Annotated in this window: 24 protein-coding genes, 3 pseudogenes and 2 riboswitches; of the genes and pseudogenes, 15 read left to right on the top strand and 12 right to left on the bottom strand. The window is 43.1% G+C overall.

Going from position 1 to position 24176, the window contains the following annotated elements; translation table 11 throughout:
* The first annotated feature begins 142 nt into the window (after positions 1 to 142).
* Entirely contained in the window at positions 143 to 577 is a 435-nt protein-coding gene (locus K3F53_RS04055; RefSeq protein WP_057899713.1) for a GreA/GreB family elongation factor, read from the top strand.
* Positions 578 to 877: 300 nt separating this feature from the next.
* On the opposite strand, the gene K3F53_RS04050 is transcribed toward K3F53_RS04055, so the two are convergent.
* Positions 878 to 1567 (bottom strand): metal-dependent hydrolase, encoded by a 690-nt coding sequence (locus K3F53_RS04050; RefSeq protein WP_057899714.1) that lies wholly within the window; start codon positions 1565 to 1567, stop codon positions 878 to 880.
* 161 nt (positions 1568 to 1728) lie between these two features.
* On the opposite strand from K3F53_RS04050, the gene K3F53_RS04045 reads away from it, so the two are divergent.
* From K3F53_RS04045 to K3F53_RS04025, 5 genes are read left to right on the top strand one after another with little or no spacing between them, the layout of a single operon-like run.
* Positions 1729 to 3162, top strand: a complete 1434-nt coding sequence (locus tag K3F53_RS04045) for a YheC/YheD family endospore coat-associated protein (RefSeq protein ID WP_057899715.1) — start codon at positions 1729 to 1731, stop codon at positions 3160 to 3162.
* Positions 3159 to 4250: a YheC/YheD family endospore coat-associated protein gene (locus K3F53_RS04040; protein WP_057899716.1), complete on the top strand. Its 1092-nt coding sequence runs from the start codon at positions 3159 to 3161 to the stop codon at positions 4248 to 4250. Before K3F53_RS04045 ends, K3F53_RS04040 begins: the two co-directional genes overlap by 4 nt.
* A 4-nt stretch (positions 4251 to 4254) precedes the next feature.
* Complete coding sequence (locus tag K3F53_RS04035) at positions 4255 to 5580, top strand: YheC/YheD family endospore coat-associated protein (protein ID WP_057899717.1); 1326 nt, start codon at positions 4255 to 4257, stop codon at positions 5578 to 5580.
* Positions 5567 to 6031, top strand: coding sequence for a GNAT family N-acetyltransferase (locus K3F53_RS04030; RefSeq protein WP_057899718.1), 465 nt, complete (start codon positions 5567 to 5569; stop codon positions 6029 to 6031). The genes K3F53_RS04035 and K3F53_RS04030 overlap by 14 nt, the downstream gene beginning before the upstream one ends.
* Positions 6028 to 7119 (top strand): YheC/YheD family endospore coat-associated protein, encoded by a 1092-nt coding sequence (locus K3F53_RS04025; RefSeq protein WP_057899719.1) that lies wholly within the window; start codon positions 6028 to 6030, stop codon positions 7117 to 7119. The genes K3F53_RS04030 and K3F53_RS04025 overlap by 4 nt, the downstream gene beginning before the upstream one ends.
* Before the next feature lie 327 nt (positions 7120 to 7446).
* Here K3F53_RS04025 and K3F53_RS04020 read toward each other — a convergent pair whose 3' ends face one another.
* Positions 7447 to 8106, bottom strand: a complete 660-nt coding sequence (locus K3F53_RS04020) for a hypothetical protein (protein WP_057899720.1) — start codon at positions 8104 to 8106, stop codon at positions 7447 to 7449.
* Between the two features lie 187 nt (positions 8107 to 8293).
* Here K3F53_RS04020 and nhaC point away from each other — a divergent pair, with 187 nt between their 5' ends.
* Positions 8294 to 9691: a Na+/H+ antiporter NhaC gene (gene nhaC, locus K3F53_RS04015; protein ID WP_057899721.1), complete on the top strand. Its 1398-nt coding sequence runs from the start codon at positions 8294 to 8296 to the stop codon at positions 9689 to 9691.
* Between the two features lie 120 nt (positions 9692 to 9811).
* Here the strand turns inward: nhaC and K3F53_RS04010 are convergent, their stop codons facing one another.
* Entirely contained in the window at positions 9812 to 10969 is a 1158-nt protein-coding gene (locus K3F53_RS04010; protein ID WP_057899722.1) for an aminotransferase A, read from the bottom strand.
* Between the two features lie 409 nt (positions 10970 to 11378).
* Here K3F53_RS04010 and K3F53_RS04005 point away from each other — a divergent pair, with 409 nt between their 5' ends.
* Positions 11379 to 11819, top strand: a complete 441-nt coding sequence (locus K3F53_RS04005) for a 2-thiouracil desulfurase family protein (protein WP_057899723.1) — start codon at positions 11379 to 11381, stop codon at positions 11817 to 11819.
* Here the strand turns inward: K3F53_RS04005 and K3F53_RS04000 are convergent.
* A complete protein-coding gene (locus K3F53_RS04000) occupies positions 11794 to 11961 on the bottom strand; it encodes a hypothetical protein (protein WP_175493531.1) in 168 nt (55 codons plus the stop codon). The two genes, K3F53_RS04005 and K3F53_RS04000, sit on opposite strands and share 26 nt — an antisense overlap.
* An 86-nt stretch (positions 11962 to 12047) precedes the next feature.
* Entirely contained in the window at positions 12048 to 12308 is a 261-nt protein-coding gene (locus tag K3F53_RS03995; RefSeq protein ID WP_057899724.1) for a metal-sensitive transcriptional regulator, read from the bottom strand.
* 219 nt (positions 12309 to 12527) lie between these two features.
* Between K3F53_RS03995 and K3F53_RS03990 the strand changes: the two genes are divergently transcribed.
* Positions 12528 to 13868 (top strand): cytochrome P450, encoded by a 1341-nt coding sequence (locus K3F53_RS03990; RefSeq protein WP_057899725.1) that lies wholly within the window; start codon positions 12528 to 12530, stop codon positions 13866 to 13868.
* A 48-nt stretch (positions 13869 to 13916) separates the two neighbouring features.
* On the opposite strand, the gene K3F53_RS03985 is transcribed toward K3F53_RS03990, so the two are convergent.
* The 3 genes and pseudogenes from K3F53_RS03985 to K3F53_RS03975 form a co-directional block, all read right to left on the bottom strand.
* Positions 13917 to 14624, bottom strand: a complete 708-nt coding sequence (locus K3F53_RS03985) for a pirin family protein (RefSeq protein WP_057899726.1) — start codon at positions 14622 to 14624, stop codon at positions 13917 to 13919.
* Positions 14625 to 14864: 240 nt separating this feature from the next.
* Complete coding sequence (locus K3F53_RS03980) at positions 14865 to 15071, bottom strand: hypothetical protein (protein WP_220559361.1); 207 nt, start codon at positions 15069 to 15071, stop codon at positions 14865 to 14867.
* A gap of 25 nt (positions 15072 to 15096) precedes the next feature.
* Positions 15097 to 16259 (bottom strand): annotated as a pseudogene (locus K3F53_RS03975) (trans-sulfuration enzyme family protein).
* Between the two features lie 93 nt (positions 16260 to 16352).
* A riboswitch (SAM riboswitch) is annotated at positions 16353 to 16461 on the bottom strand.
* Between the two features lie 102 nt (positions 16462 to 16563).
* Positions 16564 to 16680: riboswitch (SAM riboswitch) on the bottom strand.
* A gap of 143 nt (positions 16681 to 16823) precedes the next feature.
* On the opposite strand from K3F53_RS03975, the gene K3F53_RS03970 reads away from it, so the two are divergent.
* Positions 16824 to 17441: a DUF3298 and DUF4163 domain-containing protein gene (locus tag K3F53_RS03970; RefSeq protein ID WP_057899728.1), complete on the top strand. Its 618-nt coding sequence runs from the start codon at positions 16824 to 16826 to the stop codon at positions 17439 to 17441.
* Between the two features lie 272 nt (positions 17442 to 17713).
* On the opposite strand, the gene K3F53_RS03965 is transcribed toward K3F53_RS03970, so the two are convergent.
* The 4 genes and pseudogenes from K3F53_RS03965 to K3F53_RS19305 all read right to left on the bottom strand — a co-directional run.
* Complete coding sequence (locus K3F53_RS03965) at positions 17714 to 18484, bottom strand: DODA-type extradiol aromatic ring-opening family dioxygenase (protein ID WP_057899729.1); 771 nt, start codon at positions 18482 to 18484, stop codon at positions 17714 to 17716.
* Positions 18485 to 18529: 45 nt separating this feature from the next.
* Positions 18530 to 18988, bottom strand: a complete 459-nt coding sequence (locus K3F53_RS03960) for a hypothetical protein (protein WP_220559360.1) — start codon at positions 18986 to 18988, stop codon at positions 18530 to 18532.
* A 134-nt stretch (positions 18989 to 19122) separates the two neighbouring features.
* Positions 19123 to 20559: a SpoVR family protein gene (locus tag K3F53_RS03955; RefSeq protein ID WP_057899731.1), complete on the bottom strand. Its 1437-nt coding sequence runs from the start codon at positions 20557 to 20559 to the stop codon at positions 19123 to 19125.
* Positions 20556 to 20693, bottom strand: a pseudogene (locus K3F53_RS19305) (sporulation protein YhbH); the annotation flags it as partial. The pseudogene K3F53_RS19305 and the gene K3F53_RS03955, both read right to left, overlap by 4 nt.
* Before the next feature lie 343 nt (positions 20694 to 21036).
* Here K3F53_RS19305 and K3F53_RS03950 point away from each other — a divergent pair.
* From K3F53_RS03950 to K3F53_RS03930, 5 genes and pseudogenes are all read left to right on the top strand, one after another.
* Positions 21037 to 21207 (top strand): hypothetical protein, encoded by a 171-nt coding sequence (locus K3F53_RS03950; protein ID WP_220559359.1) that lies wholly within the window; start codon positions 21037 to 21039, stop codon positions 21205 to 21207.
* Between the two features lie 18 nt (positions 21208 to 21225).
* Positions 21226 to 21417 carry a hypothetical protein gene (locus tag K3F53_RS03945; RefSeq protein ID WP_220559358.1) on the top strand — a complete coding sequence of 64 codons (192 nt, stop codon included), beginning with the start codon at positions 21226 to 21228 and terminating at the stop codon, positions 21415 to 21417.
* Between the two features lie 27 nt (positions 21418 to 21444).
* A pseudogene (locus K3F53_RS20015) lies at positions 21445 to 21774 on the top strand (ATP-binding protein); the annotation flags it as partial.
* A 74-nt stretch (positions 21775 to 21848) separates the two neighbouring features.
* Entirely contained in the window at positions 21849 to 22571 is a 723-nt protein-coding gene (locus K3F53_RS03935) for a DUF3298 and DUF4163 domain-containing protein (RefSeq protein ID WP_057899733.1), read from the top strand.
* Between the two features lie 123 nt (positions 22572 to 22694).
* Positions 22695 to 23120, top strand: a complete 426-nt coding sequence (locus K3F53_RS03930) for an IS630 family transposase (protein WP_057899734.1) — start codon at positions 22695 to 22697, stop codon at positions 23118 to 23120.
* The last annotated feature ends 1056 nt before the right edge of the window (positions 23121 to 24176 follow it).

Below are 24176 nucleotides of genomic sequence, written 5' to 3'. Positions count from 1 at the left end.
TGGTTGTTAATGATAAAATATATAATGGGTGTTTTTTTTATCATGCACCTAAATCTATGTAATAAGGAGGATTATATGAGTACGATAAGTATCACAACCAAACCGAATCCAAGAAAAAATCCAGCTTTAGGAGAAATCTACTATGAACCATAGTTATCATCCTTTGCAAAAGCGTTTAGTTGAACAGCTAGCATTTATTGATGAACATCGTTATACTTTCTTAGATACTTACTTCCCTTCAAACCTTTTGGAACGAAGTAAAGTGGACAAGTTTTTCGATCAATATGTACAAGAAGTTGAGAGTTTTCTTTCAACATTTAACGCGGGCCCTACTTCAATAATGTCTCGCGTGTTTATCGGAAGTAAAGTATTGCTATTTTATGAGCAAGGGCAGGAAACAGACTCCTTCACTTTATGTTTTCCCGAAAAAGCCAACCCAGATTCTGGATACATTTCTTTTCTTTCTCCGGTAGGTTGGCAACTCATATTGCGCTCAACAAACGAAGCATTTACTTTAAATACACCAAACGGAAAAACGGATGTCGTCATTCAAAAAATTGAATTTAATGATTGGTAAAAATACTAAAAAATCATGAGCACAAACCTTTCGAACTTTACATTAGTACCTTATATACCTATTGCTAGGCATTCTCGCCTCACATAAGCACAGCTTAAAAGGCCTGACACTTCTTTCCTTAAGTACGAGGAGATCAAGTGGCAGGCCATTTCTTTTTCCGCTCTCGCTTTATCTTACGAAAAAAAGAGCGGCTTGTACGCCGCCCAAAACACAAGAGGTATATAAAAAGGGGGTTTTTCATCACACTTTTAAGATACCTCATCAATATTACACACATATTACAAAACTATTACTAATCTATTATATTTCCAATTCTTCTCCCGGATTTACAACTTTTCCTTTTAATCCTTTGTTTTCCAGATTATGAATAAAAGCTTCCGGATCTTGCTTAATCGGCGGGAACGTGTTGTAATGCACCGGAACCGTCAGCTTGGCGCTGACCCATTCAGCCGCCTGCAACGCATCTTCTGGCCCCATTGTGAAGTTGTCGCCAATCGGTACAAATGCCACATCGATATCGTTTCGCTCGCCAATCAATTTCAAATCGCTGAATAATCCGGTATCCCCAAGGTGATAGAGTGTCTTGCCTCCCATTGTGATGAGGAACCCTCCCGGCATGCCACCATAAATAATTTGTCTTTCGTCTTCCAGCACAATGGCAGAACTGTGGAACGCCTGTGTCATTTTCACTTTGCCGAACTCAAATTCATAGGCGCCGCCAAGATTCATTCCGTGGACATTTGCGCCTTGCCATCCCATGTATGTAGCCAATTCATGTGTGGCGATAATCATGGCATTGTTCCGCTTTGCGATAGTAAGCGCATCACCAATATGATCGCCATGTGCGTGCGTCAACAATACATATTGCACTTCGATATCTTCCGCTTTTGTTACCGCCAGTGGGTTTCCAGTCAAAAACGGATCAATAATGATAGATTTGCCCGCATGAGAAACCTGTACGCAAGAATGTCCATGATACGTAATCTTCATACTTCTACCCTCCATTATTTTACTTTCTTGTCCATCTTTTCTTATTGTACCAGCGTTATGTACGACAAACAAACAAACAAATAGGAGAATACTCACGCTCCCTTTCTTTTTTTCATAAGATGAAGGGATGATATATAGATGTAGGAAAGGGGGAGCGAGCCTTGCCACAACGTTATACGCGTATCCAGCGCACACCCGACCAGTCTTTTCCTGCTGCGATCGATGTGCTGCTCCCGGCTTCCTTTGTCAAACAATACGGGATTGTCGGCAAAAAACCGTTCGAACTTATGTACGGATTGCGGACAATAACTGCCGCTTTTGAAATTACGACTTCATCCGTCATAAAAATAAAAGAATCTTTCGCACAGCGGCTCGGCCTATTAGAAGAAGAAATCGCGTATGGACTCCACTTCCACCCGGCAACAAGGAGGCTAGTTATCGGGCCGATTGTCGGTATTTTAATCTCAAGGATGGTGCCAACAGACGAAGGTCCTTTCGGCAGCATTACCGACTTCTGTCGGGAAGTGACACAAACATGCCGCCTGCGCGGCGGGCTCGGCTTTATTTTCACACTCGATCAAATTTCGCGGGAAAAAGATATGGTGAACGGCTGGACATACCGCAATGGTCATTGGATAAAGCGAGTATTTCCTATACCGTTTTGCACGTACAATCGAATCGGTTCACGCAAAGTTGAAGAAAGGGAGGAGACCAAAGAAAAAATCGCGATTTTAAAAGAAAAAGGCGTCCTATTTTTCAACGAACAGTTCCTGGATAAATGGCAAATTCATCAGCGTATGTCCTTGCTGCCAGAAACAGCATCGTTTACACCTTATACGGATTTATATAAAGGAGCCGCTTCATTGCAAGCCATGCTGCAAAAGCATCCTTATATTTACCTAAAACCTTCGAGCGGAAGCCTGGGGCGCGGAATTATCCGTCTGTCCCGTACCCAAAATGGATATATATGTCAGTATGCTACCCTCAATGACACGGTAACGCGGCGATACAACTCGTTCAACTTGCTGCACCAAATGCTACGTTCCCGTATGCGTAAACAACCGTATCTTATGCAACAGGGACTGCATTTAATCAAACTCAAGGGAGGCATTGTCGACTTTCGGGCCCTTGTCCAAAAAAATAAAAACGGTGAATGGAGTATTACATCTATTGTCGGACGAAGTGCTCCCACCTGCAAAAGTATCGTCTCTAATGTAGCACGCGGTGGCACTATACTTCCGTTGGGCAATACGCTGATTGCAGCCGGTTTTTCCCCCGCCGCCCGCGCTTCCATCACTGCTTCCGTCCGGCAACACGCGCTTCTTATCGCCCGCCTGTTCGAACAGTGTACGGAAGGACATTATGCTGAACTCGGCATCGATCTCGGTGTCGATAGAACAGGCAAAGTATGGCTGCTTGAAATCAATTCGAAACCTTCAAAAACAAACAACTCCTTGGCGAATGCCGGTAAAGGGCCCCGCCCTTCTGTCATTCGGCTGGTCGACTACTGTTTTTACCGCAGCGGTTATATACCTAATCCTCGCAAAAAAACAATGCAAATCAAACGTTCCTCGAAAAGGAGGTTATCACCATGATAAAAAAGACGTTGGGGTATCTTGGCATCCTAGCGACCCCAAGCACAAAATATCACCCATTTCCGGAAAAGTCATTCTACGCGTATTTATGCCAGGCCGGGATACGTATCGGACTGCCCGTATACGTCTTTTTACCAACCCAGATTAATTTCGTTACCCGGACTGTTATTGGTTACCAGTATACAAAACAAAAAAAATGGATAAAAAGACGCTTTCCTTTCCCCACCTTTGTCTATGATCGACTTTCTAATCGCAAGAAGTATGAGACGCAAATCCGAAAACTAAAAAATGATCCTTCGATTACTTTTCTAGGACATGTGCTGGGCGATAAACTCAAAAACCATAACCTACTTATCCAGCACGCTGGCCTTGCCGCATATATGCCGGAAACCGAACTTGTCACTTCGCTGCAGGTAATAAAAAACATGCTCGACAAGTACGATGCAGTCGTAATTAAACCAATGCGCAATTCGCTTGGCATCGGCGTTATGAAAATCACCTCCAAACAAGGAAGCCATCGAGTCGAAGGGCGCGATTTTAAAAACAAAATCTTTTACCGCAAATTCTCCAATCGTACTGCGCTCTTGCTCTGGCTACGCAACCAATTTAGTGTAAAAATGATCGCCCAGCCTTATCTAGAGCTTTCCACACCGGAAGGCATCCCTTTTGATATTCGGGTGCTTGTACAAAAAAATGGCCAAGGCGAATGGGTTGAGACCGGGCGCGCCATTCGGGCAGGAGTAGTAAACGGCCTTACGTCCAATCTATGCGGCGGCGGCAAAGCGCATTCGTGTAAACCATTTCTAAACAAATATTTCACCGAAGAACAGTTACAGAAAATTTATAGTGATATTGAATACATCGTTAAGGAACTCCCACCGTTTCTAGAAAGCAAACACGGGCGCTTAGTCGAACTCGGCATTGATATTGGAGTCGATAGGGGAGGCAAAGTTTGGTTGATTGAGGTGAATTCCAAGCCAGGACGCGCTTCATTTCGTCGAATCGAAAACAGCACATATTACCGGGATGTACGGCTCAACCCTTTGCGCTATACACATTATCTTGCGCAGTTGCGAAAGGGTCGGTGAGCATATGAGTATAATCGCGACGGGATGGGTGTCCATTCACCCCTTGCATCGTACATGGCACCTTCATTTTTCCGCGAAAAAAGCGCCGCACACCCTACTGGCAAAGAAAAAGCTACACCTTCGCATTGGTGGCTGGAAAAAAACACTGCTTATCACCTGTAAGCATCCCAGCCCCCATACTATCAATTCAAAAGTACGAATCCGTTCTCAGCAAAAACACCTTACCATCGGTCCTTTCATTGGTATTTTAACCGTGGCAGGAGGCGGTCTGTTCCGCGGTGTACAAAGCAACTTTATTGATATTATCGAAACAGGAAGAAAGCTGGGAGCGCTCGTTTATGTCGTTCCAGTGGAAAATATCGACTGGAATTCTCGCACCGTGCGAGGATACTTGTTCGATAAAAAAAGAAAAAAATGGATAAAAGAAAAACTTCCGTTTCCGCATGTTTTCTATAACAGGATTCCAAACCGAGCGTATGAGGGAAAAGCGCATGTAAAAGCCGCACTAAACCAGCTTTCTGCCACCCCCGGTCTAACGCTTTATAACCCACACTTTTTTAACAAACAACAATTGTACGCCGCCCTACAGAACAATCCCGAGACCCTTCCCTATCTGCCACGTACGCTCCCGCTTTCTTCCAAAGATGTTTTTTATAATATGATTTCTTCCTATTCGCTCGTATATCTAAAGCCGGCAAATGGAATGTCAGGGCAGGGAATTTACCGGGTTCAGCGTCAAAGTGGCGGAAACTATCTCGTGCAACATCAAGAACGAAAAAAAACAGTAGGAAAAATGTTTAAAACAAAAGAAGAAGCATGGTTCTATCTCGCTCCGCACGTAAAAAAGCATTACTTAATTCAAAAAGGAATTGACCTCGCCACATTTGATAACAAACTTTTTGACATTCGTCTGCTTGTGCAAAAAGACGGAAAAGGTGAATGGGGGGTGACGGGCATCGGGGTTCGGCTGGCCGGCTCCGGTAAAATTACGACTCACGTGCCACGCGGCGGTTCCGTGCAGCCTCCGGTCCCCATCCTTTCAGCCGCTTTTCCGGATTACTCAGCGGAAAAGCTGCTCTCAAACATACGGCTTATGGCGTTATGTATCGCCAGATCCCTTGAAAAAGAGTGGCCTACTCTCGGGGAGATATCCATAGACATCGGCATTGATAAGACGGCACGTCTCTGGTTTATAGAGGCAAATGCCAAACCGGGCAAATTCGACGAACCCCATATCCGTAAACTTTCGTTGCGGCGCATCGTCGAGTACGCACAGTATCAGGCAAATTTCGCTGCTATTTCGGGTGAAAAACGCCATGTTCATTCATGAACTTTCTCCCGCTTTGTTTTCCCGAACACGGGAAAAATTGCTCCGTTTCATTCATGTACATGGGGATAGACGCATCACCGCCCGCGCCATTCGCTGGCTGCGCGCATTGCCTGCGGAAATGCTAGAAGAGGAAGGGAATATTGTTCTTATCTATACCCAAAACAGCAAATTGCTTGGCTGTATCGCCGTTTATGGGTATGGGACACAGGAATCGTTTCTCGTTGTCCACCAGAAAGCAAGAGAACAGGGGATCGGAACAGCGCTGACGAACGCGGCGCTCTCCCGGCTTGGCAAATTGTACGTGCGGGTAGCAGCCGATAATACGGCTAGCTTAAAAACTTGCTTTACCATCGGAATGGTTGCGTTCGCCTGCGTGCGCGGCGTTACCGGAAAGCCGACATTATGGCTTGCGGCAGGAGATTGGAGAAAAGAAGACGTGAAAACAATATGACTGGAAGAAAACTACTTATCGGAGTGTTAACTTATCGCAACGGCGCTTTTATCGCTGGCAAAACATATCTTACTCGCTTGGCGCTCGTGGCTGAAACATACGGTTGCGAGCTCGTTGTTTACTCTCCAGCTGATATTTGTGAAGAAAAAAACATCGTCCGCGGATTTGCATACGACAAAAAAGAAAAAAAATGGGAGGCCAAAAAGACACGGACTCCCGATATTGTATATGACCGCTTTAGTAACATGACACCTGAGATATTCAAAAAGTACGCAGCATACCGGAACAAAAGCCGCCTTGTTTATTTAAATAGCCGTTTTGCTCACAAGTGGAACGCGCACCAGTTTTTTAGTGGTCATTCCGACATCGCCCCGCATCTGCCTGAAACAATGCGCGTACAGCAGGGCGCACTCGGAAAACTAATACGAAAATATCCAGTCCTGTACGCAAAACCAGTTAACGGTTCGGGAGGCAAAGGAATCATCCGTATTCAGCGCAAGCACGAGATATTCGAGATGGTCGGCAGAGATAAAACAGGCTGCATCATCCGCAATACGATCCGCTCTCTTCCTGCAGCCGAACGTTACCTTCTGCTCTGGTGTCAAAGGCAGGGCCGCACGTTTATTTTACAGCAAGGCCTCGATCTTGCGCTTCTCCCCGGTTTCATCTGTGACAGCCGTGTACTCGTACAAAAAAATGAGGTAGGACAGTGGATAATAACCGGTATCGTAGGCAAACAATCTCCACAACAGCTCATTACTTCCAATTTACAAAGCGGGGGCCGCGCTGTTCCCATAAAAAACTTGCTTACGCTACGCTTTTCTCCCGAAGAAACAGAAAGCATCCTGCAAGGCATTAAACAAGTAAGCTTATTATTGCCCCAACACATCGAATCAAAATTCGGTTCTTTCATAGAGTTTGGAATTGATATCGGAATTGATACAAAAGGCCAAATCTGGATCATCGAAGTGAATACCAAACCTAACCGGGAACTGTTCCGCCTCGCAGGCTTGATAGAAACGTATAAAAAGGCTGTCGAAATGCCTATTCGCGCAGCCATACACCAGATTTCTTCCCCTTATTTGTAAAACAATCAACATAGTCATATAGTCTCTATTCGCTTATAGGCGAAACAAAGGCTATATGACTTTCTGTCTTTTTTTATAATTACAAGAAACAATGCCATCCATCTGCTAATGTTCTTTTCCTTAATGGCAAAAAACATGCTAACAGGAGGTATGGCCGCCGCTCCAGGACAAGCCGAAGCGGCAATGGTGTCTGCGAAATTCGGCAGAACCGTCAAACAGACGTCACGATCAGCAGCCTTAATAGCCCTAGCATAAAAAATATTATGTAACCGCACGCCGGATTGTAAAATTAAGAAAAACTCACAGCTTGCGCCCTCTCTTTTCTCATCAAAAAAGAGGGGCTTCTTGGCTTACCTGGCGAAAGTATTCCACAATGCCATGTACGTGATTGTGTAATGTCCACCCCTTCTCTTCTAAAATAGCTTTATGTCGTCTGTGAAACGGCTCTGCTTCATCACGGATCGCGCGCTGCCAGGCGCTCAAATGCTTCCGTTCCTCTTCTGTCAACTGCTCCTCAATCGAGCTGCAAATAAAGGAACGACAGATGCTTGTTTTAAAGCGCGGGTCGAGGCCGCACCCTTTGCCATCAATAAAGAACTGGCATACCGCATACGCCAGCCGCTCATCCACCGCAAGATACGCCGTATTGGGCGATCGTTTCAGACGTTCATAGCGCTCCGCCGGCGATTCATCTTCTTCCGAAGAACGCTCGTAAAATAACGGTTGAATGCTAGCACCCGCCACAATTTCATAGTCGTATATCTCATTTTGCGGATTTGCATATATTTCCTTGAGAAAGAATTCCGTCTTTCCCGCGGCAATCATCTTATATATTTCAAACAAAGTAAATACCGGTTCATACGCACAGCACCCGATATGCGGTAAATCACCTGAACGCCGCTGAAAATGCGGTTCCGGGCAATTTCGGCATACTGCGGACAACAATTGCCTGTTTTCTTCTTCCCACCATAGCACGTCATTCCCCATGTTTTTCCTGCCTTTCATTCTCTGTTATGGATTGATTTCTACTAGACAGTATAACTCATCTTTTTTTTATCATCTTTTAAAATAATGCTTTACAAACAAACTATTAATCGAGTATTCTTAAAAAGTTAATTTAACGCTTAAAAGCGTACAAGCGTTTAAGTAGTAAAATTTTTTGGAGGAATGAATCGTGCCAGAGCAACACCAAGAAACAAAATTTACAAAAGCGGAAGCTGGGCTTATTACATTGTTTTTGCTCAGCATTCTTAGCTTCTGTATTATCGGATGGCAGGCGCCTCCGCACGTTCCTTTACTTTTATCCCTTTTTCTCTTAATCATTATTAGTTCCATAAAAAAAGTGCCCTGGAAAACGGTTGAAGAAGGTATGATTGAAGGCGTGCGGCCAGGACTTACGCCGATATTTATTTTTATTCTTATCGGTGCACTCATTAGCGTTTGGATAGCAAGCGGCACTGTTCCCACAATGATGGCATACGGTTTCAGCATTTTATCGGGAAAATACTTTTTAGCCGCCGTTCTGCTTATCACTGCGGTTGTAGGAACCTGCACCGGAAGTTCGCTAACAACGACAGCCACGATCGGAGTCGCATTTATGGGCATGGGAACGATGATAGGCATCAATCCCGCTTGGATAGCAGGTGCGATAGTATCAGGAGCGTTCTTTGGTGATAAAATGTCGCCCCTGTCCGACACGACAAACTTAGCGCCTACAGTAGCACGCATCGATTTATTCACCCATATTCGCCACATGACATGGACAACAACTCCGGCGCTGTTGCTTTCTCTCCTGCTGTTTTTATTTCTCGGAAACGGAAACGCAGGAGCCATTCCGCAGGAACAAATTGAGGGCCTGCACCGTGCGCTTATCGAACATGCTGTTGTCCATCCTGTGGCACTGTTGCCGCCTCTGCTCATCATGGTCATGGCGATGCGCCGGATTTCGGCCATCCCAACGCTGATGGTTGGTATTCTATCGGGAATTGCAGTAGCGTTCATGCTTAATCATGAATTGAAAATAGGTGACATGATCGGGATTATCCAAAATGGCTTTACGTCCGAGACAGGAAACAAAGTCATTGATTCATTGCTAACACGAGGCGGCATTCAAAGCATGATGTTTTCCGTTTCTCTTATCTTTCTTTCGCTCAGCATGGGCGGCTTGCTATATCATCTTGGCATTATCTATCAACTGATGGATATGATTCAACGTTTTATCCAGACGCGCGGACGCTTGATCGCTTCAACCGCTTTATCCGCCATAGGTATCAATTTACTGCTCGGCGAGCAATACTTGTCTATCATTCTTACCGGTAATGCGTTTGTCAAGCAATACAAAAAACTCGGTCTTGCACGCAAAAATCTGGCACGAACGCTTGAAGACGCCGGCACCGTTGTAAATCCGCTTATTCCGTGGGGCGTCAGCGGCGTCTTTATTTCCGGAGTACTTGGCGTATCTGTTTTTGAATATGCGCCGTTCGCGTTTTTCTGTCTGCTTTGTCCTGTAATCACGATACTATTCGGGTTTACGGGTATCGGCGTGCCGTATGAAACAAAAAAGAGGAGCTGACAAGGCTCCTCTTTCTCATCTGACGGCCACGAGCGGACAATCCTATCGCCTCCCGGCTGCGGCCGCGTCTTCCCCTCTTCTGCTTTATGGCTCTCGATTAACCATCATTCGTAATTTCAACTATTTCAAAGATGTGATAAAGGCTTCCAAACGATTCAGCCCTTCTTCCAGCACTTCCATCGCGTAAGCATAAGAAATACGGATGTATCCCTCTCCATAAGCTGAAAAAGCGTCCCCTGGTACTACCGCCACCCGTTGTTCTTCCAAAAGACGCGAAGCAAATGTAAACGAAGACAGTCCAAAGTGCCCAATACGCGGAAAAATATAAAATGCGCCATTCGGCTTAACAACGTCCAGCCCCATTTCTGTAAGGCGGTCATACACGTATGTTCTTCTCTTGTCATACTCGGCTCTCATGATCTCCGCGTCATTGATGCCTTCCGTTAATGCTTCAAGCGCCGCATACTGGCTTATTGCACTGGCACATGTAACATTATACTGATGCACTTTCACCATCTGCGATGTTATATATGCAGGTGCGAACGTAAATCCGATGCGCCATCCTGTCATGGAATGAGATTTAGACAAGCCATTGATAACGATCGTCTTTTCCCGCATGGAAGAAAGCGAAGCGATGGAGCGGTGCTTTTTCTCGTAAATAAGCTCACTGTAAATTTCGTCCGAAATCACAAACACCTCTTTGTCTTCCAGGAGGGCAGCAATCTTTTCAATTTCATCCTGTTCTAATGTGCAGCCGGTCGGATTGGACGGATACGGTAAAATCACGCAACGCGTATTCTTATTTATTTTCTCGCTTAACAACGTCGTTGTGACTTTAAAATCGGTTTCACGTGTATCCACGTATACAGGTGTGGCGCCGCATAAGCGAATAATTGGCTCATAGCCAGGATAAACCGGGCCCGGCAAAATAACCTCGCTGCCTTCCGTCAGAACGGTACGTAACGCGATATCAATCGCTTCACTCGCTCCGTTCGTCACAATAATCTCCGTCACCGGGTCATAACGTAAGCCGTATTTTTTCCAAACGAACGCTGCGGCCGCCTCCCGCAGCTCAGGCAGGCCAGCGTTCGGCGTGTATGTTGTCCAGTTTTGATCAATCGCGCGTTTTCCTGCTTCTTTAATATGACCTGGCGTAGCAAAATCAGGCTGACCAATTGTTAAAGAAATGGCGTCATCGTATTGCTGCACAAGATTGAAAAATTTGCGGATACCGGAAATTTGAATATCACGAACCCGCGGATTGATTAAATGTTCCATCTGCTCGTACACCCTTTCTTCCGCGCGCAGTACGCATATTTATCTCTTTTTTTCAAGTATAGCACGCCTTATGATGAATTTTGCTGTTCAATACTAAGCATCCGTATAATTTCAGCGGCTTCGATTCAGACTTTGTGGTACGTGGTATAATATAATTTGCCTCTCCACCCTATTTCAAAGGGAACAGCATATATGAACAATAGAAAGAAAAGGTGCCATGATTACCGGAGCCATCAGCAGAATCGGGGGAGAAACGATAAAAGCGCTTTCCCCTAACAAGGCAAAGTCATGCTGATCGCTCACCTTGAAGAAAGCTTGCAGAAGTTGCAACAAAAAACAAAAGAAACCGGAAACGACATGATCGTGTGATTGACAACACAAATAATAAAATGATAAAGGGGAAACAAAGATGAAAATCATAAGCGCTTGTTTAATGGGATGCGCATGCCGGTACGACCAAAAAGACAATCGGGTAGCAGAAATTGAGCAACTCGTCAAAGACGGAAAAGCAATTCCTGTCTGTCCAGAGCAACTGGGCGGGCTGTCAACCCCCCGCAATCCGGCGGAAATTGTGGGCGGCGACGGATTTGATGTACTCGATGGGAAAGCAAAAGTTATTGACAATCAAGGCAATGACGTAACAGAACAGTTCCTGCAAGGTGCACGGCAGGTTTTGCTTATTGCGCAATCAGTTAATGCTAAAGAAGCCATTTTGAAAGAACGTAGCCCTTCCTGTGGCAGCAATATGATTTATAATGGCACATTTTCCAAAACAAAACGAAAAGGTGTCGGTGTCACTACCGCCCTGTTGATGCGTCACGGAATCACCGTCCAATCGGAGGAATCATAATGTTAGGGAAATCGACCATCATTATTTCAGCGGCCAGCGCTACCAGTATATGCCGTGCATAATGATAAATATGCGGAAGAAACAAAATCGGCACGGCGCTCAGTCCGGTCGACAGCGCGGAAATGACACTCCCTAACAACATATTTTCCATATCTTCACATTTTGTTCTCAAGTCGTAAGTAAACTGGTATCACAAAAAAACAGCACATAACGTGCTGCTTTGCTTTCTTAGCGGCTTTTTACAAGCAAATCAACCGCTTCCTTAATAACATGATCGGGATTATTTCCTTTTTCAATTTCCATGCGTATACACGCTTCCATATTATTTGCCACAACCAATCCGATCACGCGATCAACAGCGGAACGAACCGCGGTGAGTTGGGTGACAACATCACGGCAATCCTTTTGCTGTTCCATCATGCTGAGCACTCCGCGAATCTGTCCTTCAATGCGGCGGAGGCGATTTTTTATAGCATCGTTATATTCCATTCCTTATCACCTCAATCGATGGTATGTCTTTATCATACCCGCTAAGGTATCAACAATAAACAGGAAGTTCGCAATCCCGTTTTTTTCAAATCATAGCACGAACTCCTCCCCACGGACAATGTTCTTTTGTCTTTCCGTAAGATTTATAAAGGAAAAATAAAAAAAAAGAATAAGAAAGGGAGATAGTACACAATATAACCAAAAATGGAGGGAACATACATGAGTGAAATCGAAATTCTCGGCCCAAAGGGCTTACCCATTACCGGCAATCTGTTTGCTTTTCGCAAGAATCCCCTTGAATTTCTGCGCCGCGCCGCTGAAGAATATGGCGATATTGTTCACCTGAGATTTGGTCCCCGGCACCTTTATCTAATAAGCAACCCCGATTATATTAAGGAAGTACTCGTAACCAAACAAGCACACTTTAAAAAAGGAAAAGGTCTACAAGTTGCCAAAGCAGTCGTCGGAGAAGGCATCCTCACAAGCGAAGGAAAATTCCACATGCGTCAGCGGCGCCTTATGCAGCCTTCATTCCGTCAAGACCATATTGTCAGCTACGGCGACACGATGGTGGAATATGGGGAGAAACTCATCAGTAAATGGAAGGACGGCGAAGAGCGCCTTATCTCGAAAGATATGATGGAATTAACCCTCTCCATTATCACAAAAACAATGTTTGGGACAAGTATTAATAAAAATTTAAATGATATCGAGCATGCGATTGATGTAGGGTTAAAATATGTAAGCCGACGCGCCTCTTCGTTTATTGATATTCCGGAAAGCATCCCGACCAAAAGCAATCGCGAATTTAAAGAAGCAGCGGAAACATTGGATAAGGTCATTTTCTCGATTATTGAAGAACGCCGGAAAAGCGAAGATGAAAACCGTGGCGACTTACTCTCCATGCTGCTTGCGGCACGGGATGAAGACGATGGTACGGGCATGACCGACCATCAGGTACGCGATGAAGTCATGACGATTTTCATCGCCGGCCATGAAACAACGGCAAACACATTGTCATGGACGCTATACCTTCTCGCCCAACACCCGGAAGCGGAGCAAAAGCTCTGGTCGGAAATCGAACAAGTGCTTGGCGGACGGAAAGTAACCGTACATGATCTGCCGAAATTAAAATACGCGGAAAATATAATCTGGGAAACGCTGCGCCTCTATCCGGCCGCCTGGGCAATTAACCGTGAGGTGACGGATGAAATAGAGATTGGAGGACATACATTTAAACCGGGCGAATCGATTATGATGAGCCAGTATGTCATGCACCGCAATCCAAAATATTTCGATAATCCAGATGCCTTTATTCCTGAGCGATTTGCAGGCAATCTCCTTAAAGAAATCCCGCAGTTTGCTTTCTTTCCGTTCGGCGGGGGGCCGCGCGTCTGTATCGGTAATCATTTCGCCATTATGGAGGCCACGCTTATTCTCGTTACAATTGCTCAAAAATTCCAGTTGCGTCTCGCCGATCCGCACAATCCGGTCGAACCGGAACCGGTGGTGACGCTGCGCCCCAAAAACGGTTTGCGCATGATCGTGAAAAAAAGATAAGAAAAACTCGCGGGCACGTTACCCGCAAGTTTTTCATTACTTGCATGATTAAGGAAGATCGATAAGCATAAAGTGTACATTTTCTGCTGCTTTCAACTCCAATACTAGCGTGTCCATAATGCGCGCGGCATCACGAGTGTGCAGCGTTTTCTTCCCGTTTAATTCCAGTTCGCCCTCAATCACAAATACATAGATACGGCGGCCTTCCGCTTGCGTAAATGTCAGGCTCTTGCCGGTATCCAGCCTGGAAAGATATAACGTCAAATCCTGATGAATATGCGCTACGCGATGCCCATCTACTTGACGTTTCGCTACTATAGGCAACAAGTTATTTCTCATTGCTTCCTGATTATACGCGAATTGTTCGTATGAAGGCTCCAATCCTTTTTCATCCGGTAGAAACCAGAGCTGCAAAAAATTAACCTCTTCCGTATCGGACGGATTGAACTCAGCGTGCATAATCCCCGTCCCGGCGGTCATGCGCTGAATTTCTCCCGGCACAAGCACCGCTGAATTACCAGTGCTATCCTGATGTTTCAATTGTCCTCTCAGCACAATAGAGACAATCTCCATTTCCCTGTGCGGATGAGCACCAAAGCCCGTACCCGGTTGTACGATATCATCATTAAACACCCGAAGCGGGCCAAACTGTAAATTATTTGGATCATAATACTCAGCAAACGAAAAACTGAAATTACTTTGCAGCCAACCATGATTTGTGGAATAACGCGAAGCTGCTGGATAAATAGTAATCATATCCAACCTCCTGATAAGTTATTAACTTACTTTATAAAAGTATATTACAATAAATAAAAAAGTCAATCATCTTTTCCCTGTTTCCTTTATTATGAGCCTATTCTTTCTCAAATCATTTTCTATGTAAAAAAACAGCCGAAACATCTATCGGCTGTCCTTCCTTATCCCGGTTTGCCCTTATGGAAATGACTTCTCCCCGGTAAACATGCGCTGCGCTTCCCAGCCAGGAACTGCACTTTTTCATCCCATCAAACACTGCCGTTCAATTGCATCACCGACCGGTCTCTCTTCGCCACACGGCTTGTTTATTAAATGCACGCCGTATTGCCGCACATGATGCTCTTTGCCGTTGGGCACAGCCCGTATCGTTACCCATACCCCGAAAGATTTTCCATCTTTGTGTATCAATGTCCTATATGTACAAAACAGTTTCTTTTGATGGTACATACAAAACATCCAAAATGATATATACTCAAGAAACATAATTGGAACTGGAAACACTACATTGCAAAGCCTGCTCCAGATCTTGAATCAAATCGTCCGGCTCTTCCAGACCGACCGATAGGCGCAATAACGTATCCGTAATTCCCATTTTCTTTCGATCCGCTTCCGGAATACTGGCATGCGACATCCGAGCCGGATACGTCAAAATACTTTCGACAGCGCCGAGACTTACGGCAAGAGCCGGAAGAGTGACATTCCGCAAAAATCGCTCTACCTGTTCTACATTATGCAACATAAAAGAGAGCACGCCGCCAAAGCCCGCTGCCTGTTTAGCGGCCAGCTCATGCCCCGGATGTTCGGGAAGACCGGGATAATATACCCGCTTTACCGCGGGATGGTTTTGCAGCCAAACCGCTATTTTATGCGCGCTTTTCTGATGTTGGTCAAGCCGCACTTTCAACGTCTTCAATCCCCGTAGCAACAACCAGGAATCTTGCGGGCCGAGAATGGCACCGAACGCGTTCTGAATAAATCCGATTTCTTCAGCGATTTCTTTTTTGCCCGCTACCACCACCCCCCTACAACATCGCTATGTCCTCCGATATATTTGGTGGCGCTATGAATCACAATGTCGGCTCCCAGCCGCAAAGGCCGCTGTAAATAAGGCGTCATAAACGTATTATCGACAATGGTTAGCAACCCGTATTGTTTGGCCAGCCGGCATACGGCTTCAATATCTGTAATATTCATCTGCGGATTGGACGGACTCTCCAAAAATATCGCACGTGTCGCCGGCGTAATCGCGCTTTCAATCGCACCGATATCCGTTGTATTTACGAACTTTGACTGTATGCCGAAACGAGGGAACAGTTTTGTAATCGCCCGGTACGTGCCGCCGTAAATGTCATCAGAAAGCAAAATCTCATCCCCGCTCTTTAACAAACAAAAAACAGAGGAAATGGCGGCCATCCCGGAAGCAAAAGCGAAGCCCTTCGCTCCTTTTTCCAACACGGCTATCGCTTCTTCCAGCGCTGTCCGGGTTGGATTGGCTGTGCGGGAATAATCATATCCGGTACTGACACCCAGCTCTGGATGCTGGAAAGTCGCGCTCTGGTAAATCGGTGTACTGATTGCACCAGTCGCGCGGTCTCTTTCTAACCCAGAACGAACAAGAAGTGTTTCAATGTTCATGTTCTTCCTCCGTTTCATTTCGTTTCATAAACATCAAAGATAAAAAATAAAACACTCTTCGATGGAGAGTGTTTATATACAGCAAACTTTCCCCTCTCATCGTTTAGAACAGTCGTTCCACAGGCATTAGCACCGTTCAAACATTGCGTTTGATGGTTGCCGGGTTTCATCGGGCCAGTCCCTCCACCTCTCTTGATAAGAGCGATATATTCAGTTTGTGTGCATCGTACGAACCAAATTGCAGGGCAAAATAAAAACCCCTTTATCCTGAGTAAGGTATAAAGGAGCTGATTGCTCATCCTTTTCCTTATCTCTCAGGATATGTGTATCCTGCTGGAATTGGCACCTTCCTTCCCTCGAATAGGGTCATTGGGGTTGCCGGGCTTCACTGGGCCAGTCCCTCCGCCTCTCTTGATAAGAAAATCAATATATAAATTATTTATTCTATAATAATTACATTTATGAAAACTGTCAATAAATTTAAAAAATCTCTAAACAAAAACCGTGCAACCACTTCCTGAATAGGCTAAAACATAGGAAAAAATCGAAAGGGATTGGTATGCTATGGATTCATATAACTTCCCCGTTTATATACAAACAATGTCCATTCTTGCCCCAAATGTCACCATTTATTATCCTCGGGTAGAAGGACTGAAAAATAAGGCTGTACAAGAAAAAATAAACGTTATCATTTTGCATCAAGTTTATGCCTTAATCCAAGAACAAGGGTATTATCAAAATCCAACAACGATCGAAATGCTCGGCCATTATGAGATCAAATCCAATGAAAGAGATATCCTTAGCCTAACCCTAGAGAATTATGCCTATATCTTGCACCACGCACATGGACTCACCATTTTAAAATCATTAACTATAAATATTCAAACAGGTAAACTCTATCAATTGAAGGATTTATTTCAACAAGGAAGTGATTACATAAAAAGACTGTCCAATATTATTCAATTCCAGATTAAAAAACGAAACATCCCATTGTTAGGCGAATTTAAAGGGATTCGGCCAGATCAAGATTTTTATATAGCAGATAAAGCATTGGTTATTTATTTTCAACTGTATGAAATTACCCCTTACTATGTCGGCTTTCCCATGTTTCCCATATCTGTATACGACTTGGAAGATATCATCAATGAAAATGGGCCTTTAGGAAAAATGGCTCAAGCATAACATTACATCTGTTGCCGTATAAAACGCAAGATTATATCCGAAAACGTCATAAAACTGGATACATGCTGTTCAAACACCGCTTTGAAATATGAAAGACCCTTCAATTATCGAAAGGTCTTTCATATTTCAAATGCGTGACGCGGATATTCAAATACTTTGCCAATCGTTGTATACTGAATACCTACCAATCGGCTGCTCGTCTGCAGAGGAAGGATGCTTCCAATTAGCAATTTGTAGTTAAATGACTATAAATTGCGACACCCTTACACTGATTATTCAAACTTCCAACAACATAGACTCAAGCTTCCATGCTGATATTCCCGATGCAGCAAATCCGCTTTTCTTCCGTCATCCGCCGCCCCCATGGCGAGCAACAGCGGAATAAAGTGCTCGTTGCGTGGCACAGCTTCCCTGCCATACGGCGCTTCCGTCTCATACCTAAACAGCGAATCCGTATCCCACATCTCTATTTTTGCTTGCAGCCAATCGTCAAACGTGGCCGCCCACTTTTCTTTTTCTAAACTGTTCCAATTCAACCTATGCAAATTATGTACCGTTCCGCCGCTTCCAATAATCATCACACCTTCTTTCCGCAACGGTGCCAGCGCCCGCCCTATGTAATATTGCTCCGCAGGGGAAAGCGCAGGATTCACCGATAGCACAACAACCGGGACACGAGCATCCGGGTACATCAACCGAAGTACCACCCAAGCTCCGTGATCAATCCCCCTCTCCGCGTCCACTTTGGAATCGGTTCCACTTTCCTCCAACAACTTTACGATCTTCTGTGCAAGATCCTTGTTTCCTTTGGCCGGATATACAATTTTATACATTTCTTCCGGAAAACCGTAAAAATCATATATCATCTCATATTCTTCTACAGCACTCACCATCTGTACAGGCGCTTCCCAATGCGCCGAAAACAACACAATAGCACGAGGTTCCGGCAGACGATCAGCCAATCCTTTTAGCATCTTCGTATATTGATTTTCTTCTAATACCAATGTCGGCGCGCCGTGTGCAACAAACAAAGCAGGTACCATCACTGCATCCCTCCGTTTTCTGTTCCCTATAATAATCGTTTATCTTTATGAAGCAGAAAACTTCCTTTCCATCAGTATATCCCCTTTTTGGTTTATAATCACGACTCGACTCTGTTCATACATATCCGGCAAGCGGCTTTTCACAAACCCTTGTACCGCGTTTAACATATATACTAAATCCCCGCTCGTTTCAAGCAAATGAGTCTGAACTTGAATCATAACACCTTCGTTTTCAAAAAAAATATCGTAATCTTTAATATATTGAATCCATGAAACTTTTAACGACTGGTAGCCAAAGTTGGATGTCATGTATTTCTTTAGTTCTTCTACAAGCCTTTCCTTTGTTATATTCTTCGCTTGCACAACATCCGTGGAGGCAATTGCTTGCAGCGCATTTTCCGTCGGTTTTGGCTGTACCCATAAATAATTATCCTGCATTTTCAATCCAAGCACAAAGCCAATAAATACGGAAATCAAAATTCCGCCCGTGTCGATTCGCGCCATCGCCAAATCCCCTTTTTTCTTCCTTTTCTCCTTTGGTTAAATAGTTAGTTAGACAAAAAAGAAAAAATTTCTTTACCTTGTATGAATAATATGGGAAAGAAAAAGACCGCTTTTCCTGTAGCGGTCTTCGGTAATTAAAGAAATCTCCGGTGACACTTCTTACCGTCATAAGTAAACAGCACGCGACGTTCCTCGATTTTTGTCTCCAAGTGCACCGTTCTGCCCCAAAGCTTATAGATATATGGCAACGTTCTTTCCAGGTGCTTTATATCCAATTCCATTCCCTCATACTGGTGAAACAAATATAGTTCGCCATTGCGCAAGTAATCGCCATCCTGTACTAAAATGTATGGAAATCCGCCATTGACGCGACTCGTCACCAGTTGATCGCGCACTATCTCCCACGATTTGTCTGTAATCGTCCAATCGTTGCCTTGACGTGCGAATACGTACATATCCATTTTTTCAACAAGTTCTTTTGTTAAATAGTTACGGATAAAAGAAATATCACTGTCCAGTTCGCGTACTTCAAAGATTTTCTCACGCCCCATGCCTGGCTTTCGACCAAAACGTTCCTGTTCTTCTTTAGTCGGGTTATTCCAGCGCTCTTCAATATCTTCGAACATTTTCAGGCCTAAATAATACGGGTTAATGCTTATGGTAGACGGCTGCACAACACCAGCATTCAGCTTCGCGTATTCAATGGTCTCCTCTTCAGTTAAATCCATTTCCCGCAGAATACGCTGGTGCCAGTAAGACGCCCAGCCTTCATTCATAATTTTCGTCTCAATTTGCGGCCAGAAATACAGCATTTCTTCCCGCATAATCGTAAGTACGTCGCGTTGCCAATTCTCCAAGCGCGGACTAAACTCTTCAATGAACAAAAGCAAGTCTTTTTCCGGATCTGGAGGGAAGCGATCCCACCTCTTCTTCACTTCTTCTTCCGCAATTTTCCGTCGTTTCTGCTCCTCTTCGTCTAAAAACCATATATCCCCATAAGGGTTGTTTTTTTTTAGTTCGACGGTGTTCCGTTTTTTTTCTATCTCTTCCGCCCAGCTAAAATGGCGGCGGTTCAAACTTGGATCGACATGCTCCTGAATCGCAAGCACCGCGTCAAGAAACTCTTCTACGGTTTGCTTGCCATATTCAATCTCATACTGGCGCAGCCGCTCTGCTGTCGCCGCCATGCTCTCGACCATATTTCGGTTTGTCTTGCTGAAACGAACGTTATTTTTGAAGAAATCGCAATGTGCCAGCACGTGGGCTACAATCAGTTTATTTTGAATTAACGAATTGCCCTCCAGAAGAAACGCATAGCACGGATTCGAATTGATGACTAGTTCGTAGATTTTGCTTAAACCTAAATCGTACTGCAGTTTCATTTTATAGAAAGCTTTACCAAAACTCCAATGAGAAAAGCGTGTTGGCATACCATATGCGCCAAACGTATAAATAATGTCCGCCGGACAAATTTCATAGCGCATCGGATAAAAATCAAGCCCGAACCCTTTGGCAATTTCAGTAATCTCATCAACCGCCCGCTCTAATTGTCTAACCTCATCCGATGTCACTCTTTCTCCTCCTTCCCAAAGAAAGTGGTTAACGCTTTATAAACCTCACCTTTTTCACGAACGATACAGTATTTGAATTTTGGATCTTTAATATGTTTATAGGCAGACATTAACGTTGAATGTCTATTATATTGATAGAAATCTTTATGATATATACAAATTACTTATTATTGCCGTTAAGATAACAGTATATACCTCTTTTCTGAAATATATGCTTTACAAAAATGAAAGACCCTGGCCTTGCGCCGGATCTTCTCTTTCACTCGCTCTTTCCATTAATTTTTCTGAGGAAACGTACTAAAAGCCGTCTTACTATTAAATCTATTTATATAATTTTATGTATATATTTTATATTTTCGTTAATTAATTGTTTGCAAATATCCAATTTATGTATATTATTACAAATAAATTCATTTATTTGTAAATAAAAATGGTATCCTAACTCAATTATTACCAAGAAGAGAAAAAGGATACTTTATGAGAAACTATAAAAAAGCAATTTTAGGAACGGTAGTTGCAACTATGGTTTTAGGTTCCCATGTTTCTTCATTTGCTGCTAATGCAAAGGAAACGGCCCCAATATCAAAGTATGTAAAACTTGATAAGGCAGTAGAAGAAAAAGGAATCTATCGTACTTTCACTGAATAGGATGGGAAAACCGGTAAGATGGAACTTAACTTTAATAGTGGAGAGGTAAAATTTAACGGAGAAATATTACCCTTGAAAATGAAACGTCAGCAAAGCAATCAGTCAAAAAGCAACTTTGCTCTTACAGCACTTCCAGGTTACAAATATGTTAGAACCCTAACAGGGCATACAAAAGTTACTAAGATAGTATGGAGTATGCAAGTTATTTAATAGGACTATACACTAAATGACGTATGAAAAATCCAGGAGACTACCCGCAGCAGCCAGAGCCGTATTAAAAGAATTCTATCCTCCGAGCTGGTGATTATTGTTTATGGCAACGGATCAAAATAAAGGAAACCTGGTTTTTCAGTTCATTAATGAAATGTACGCGCAAACCTCTTTGAGCGTTACGTCCAATAAAGGACCGGAGGACTGGGGAGAGTTGCTTGGCGATCCAGCCATCGCCACCGCTATTTTAGACCGACTCATCCAAAAAAGCGAAGTCATTCATTTACATGGAGAAAGTTATCGTATTAAAATCGGCAAACCATATTTGGCAGCCACTACGTGTTCAAACATACTTGACAGCCAAAACTATGTCATTCAAACTATAATCAATGGAAAAAGAAGGTATTTTAAAGATTTTAGGAGGCTATCTAATGAAAAAGTTTATTGCTTTTGCACTCACTTTTCTCTTATTAACAGGAACTTACATAGGCTTGGTTCCAAATTATTCATCTGTATCGGCAGCTTCTAAAATTTCCACAGTGAAAATTACAAAAAAGAAAGAAAAAATTAATCTTAAATATGTTGAGGGAGATATCGAATATCCTTATATCTCCGGTCTTTCTAATGCAAAAATTCAAAGTAGCATTAATACGCTTTTCTTTAACCACGTACAACAAAGAAAAAAGTATGCACAAAAAGTGAATGCGAAGGGTCCAGATCCATTCATGAAAGATCATAAGTATAATGTTTCAACAACATATGAAGTAAGCAGAAACAAGAATGGTATAATAAGTGTTGTATTTACTGATTCTGAATACTTGGGCGGAGCTCATGGAATGTATGATTTGATCGCCTATAACATCAATGTAAACACAGGCAAAGTGTATAATTTAAAGGATCTGTTTAAGAAAAATACAAACTATGTGTCACTTTTAAGCAATGAGATAAAAAAACAAGTGAAGGCCAAGGATAAATACCAATTTGATTTATCTTCATTCAAAAACATCAAACAAAACCAACGTTTTTATTTAACAGACAAAGGTATTGTTATTTATTTTTCTCTTTACGAATACACATCGTATGCTGCCGGAATACCAAGATTCACAATTCCTTACACTACAGTAAAGAAATATTTAAATATCTCTAAGTTGTAAAACTATAAAAAGCCCGCCATCCATACGGATAGCGGGGTTCCTTGTCATTTACGCTCTATCGTTTGTTTCCAGCCTATTTCCTTTTAGATAAATTAAAAATATACATAATTTTAAGATTATTTTATGACGAATCATCACGCCCATGTTACCCTGTTTGGAACCGTCGATGTCCAGACAGGAGATGGATTCTGTACTTCAGCCAATCAGTGTAATGCCGCTGCTTTTTTAAGTTTTCTCCAAAAACTTCTGGTCCATTATATGGATAAATTTATTGTTCTTGTACTGGATAATGCCCGGATTCATCATGTGAAGCTGTTACGACCGTTTTTAGAGCAGAATCGGCACCAGCTTTCCTTATTGTTTCTTCCTCCGTACTCTCCAGAATGGAACCCCATTGAAAAGTTATGGCGCTGGCTGAAGGATATGGTTATCGTCAACCGTTTCCATAAAGATGAATCGGAGATTCGCTCATCTGTTTCTGATTTTCTTGAATTTATTCATCCGTGTCCTGAGAAAGTATTATCCAGAATTGGTTGTTTGAAACGTTAAAATCTCAAAGCAAATTTATATAGTAATTATCTGAACGTAGTGGGAAGAAGGTCGCTGCTTATAGTAGCGGCTTTTTATTTTTATTAGAAAATTTCCCCTCATCCCTATCGTAAGAGGAACTTGGGATGTTTAGCTTTCGTACGAGCGAGTGAAAGAGAAGACCCGGCGCAAGGCCAGGTTTTTGTTTGACCACATTGACCACATACTTATTTTATTTTTTTCCTTTTTATTCTCTTTCCTCTTGCAAAAACTTGAGATAAACAGAGATATTTAATTTTATTTACCTTTGTTTTTCCAAATTGTTTCGCAACCCTTATTCTTATAAGGATGTTGCAAAACGTATAATCTCTGAATAATAAACAATAAAAAGCCACATGTTTGGAAAGAAAGGAAGGAAGGAAGGAATTCTCGATGTCAATTTATTGGTTTGCTTTCATCGCTTCTGTAATGGCGCTTGTATCGTCCGTCATTGTGCTCTTAATTATATTACGACGATTTATTAGAAATAGAAGAAGAGGGCGATACTAATGGCTAAAAAAGCACGCATATTTAAATTTTCATAATATAATGTATATTTATTGAAAACGAGGGCATTTATTACCGAGAAAGAACAGCAGTAGATTTTAGAAGAGGCTCTTCAAGAGTATACGCAAACAAAAACGACCTGATATTTAGAAAAGGTGAAAAAATTATAAGCACGTTAAAATAAAACATCTCGGCCACGCCGGGTTATTTTTGTTCTGACATCCTGTAAATACGTAGTCAGGTTTCGGGTTCTTTAGTGCAAGCTAGCCGTTTTCTGTATGTACTTCCAGTTTGCCTGCATGGACAAGCTTCTGAAGGTCTTCGAGTAAGAGGATAGCCCCTGTTTTGTCTACACGGGAGAGATAGCGTTTGTTCATTTGCACACTCCCTTTTTGTTCCATATCACAACAAAAGGAAAATATAGGGAATGTTTTTGAGCAACCAAAATAGCGTTGAAAAACGGCTCACAAGTCAGCTTTTCTTTTTTAAATACAAACAATGTACGGTTGTCCTATGTGATATATCCATACA

The sequence above is a fragment of the Aneurinibacillus thermoaerophilus genome (genome assembly GCF_019603355.1).
GTDB classification, from domain to species: domain Bacteria; phylum Bacillota; class Bacilli; order Aneurinibacillales; family Aneurinibacillaceae; genus Aneurinibacillus; species Aneurinibacillus thermoaerophilus.
The sequence above is the reverse complement of the archived record's forward strand: the minus strand, read 5'-3'. Positions and strand labels throughout refer to the sequence as shown.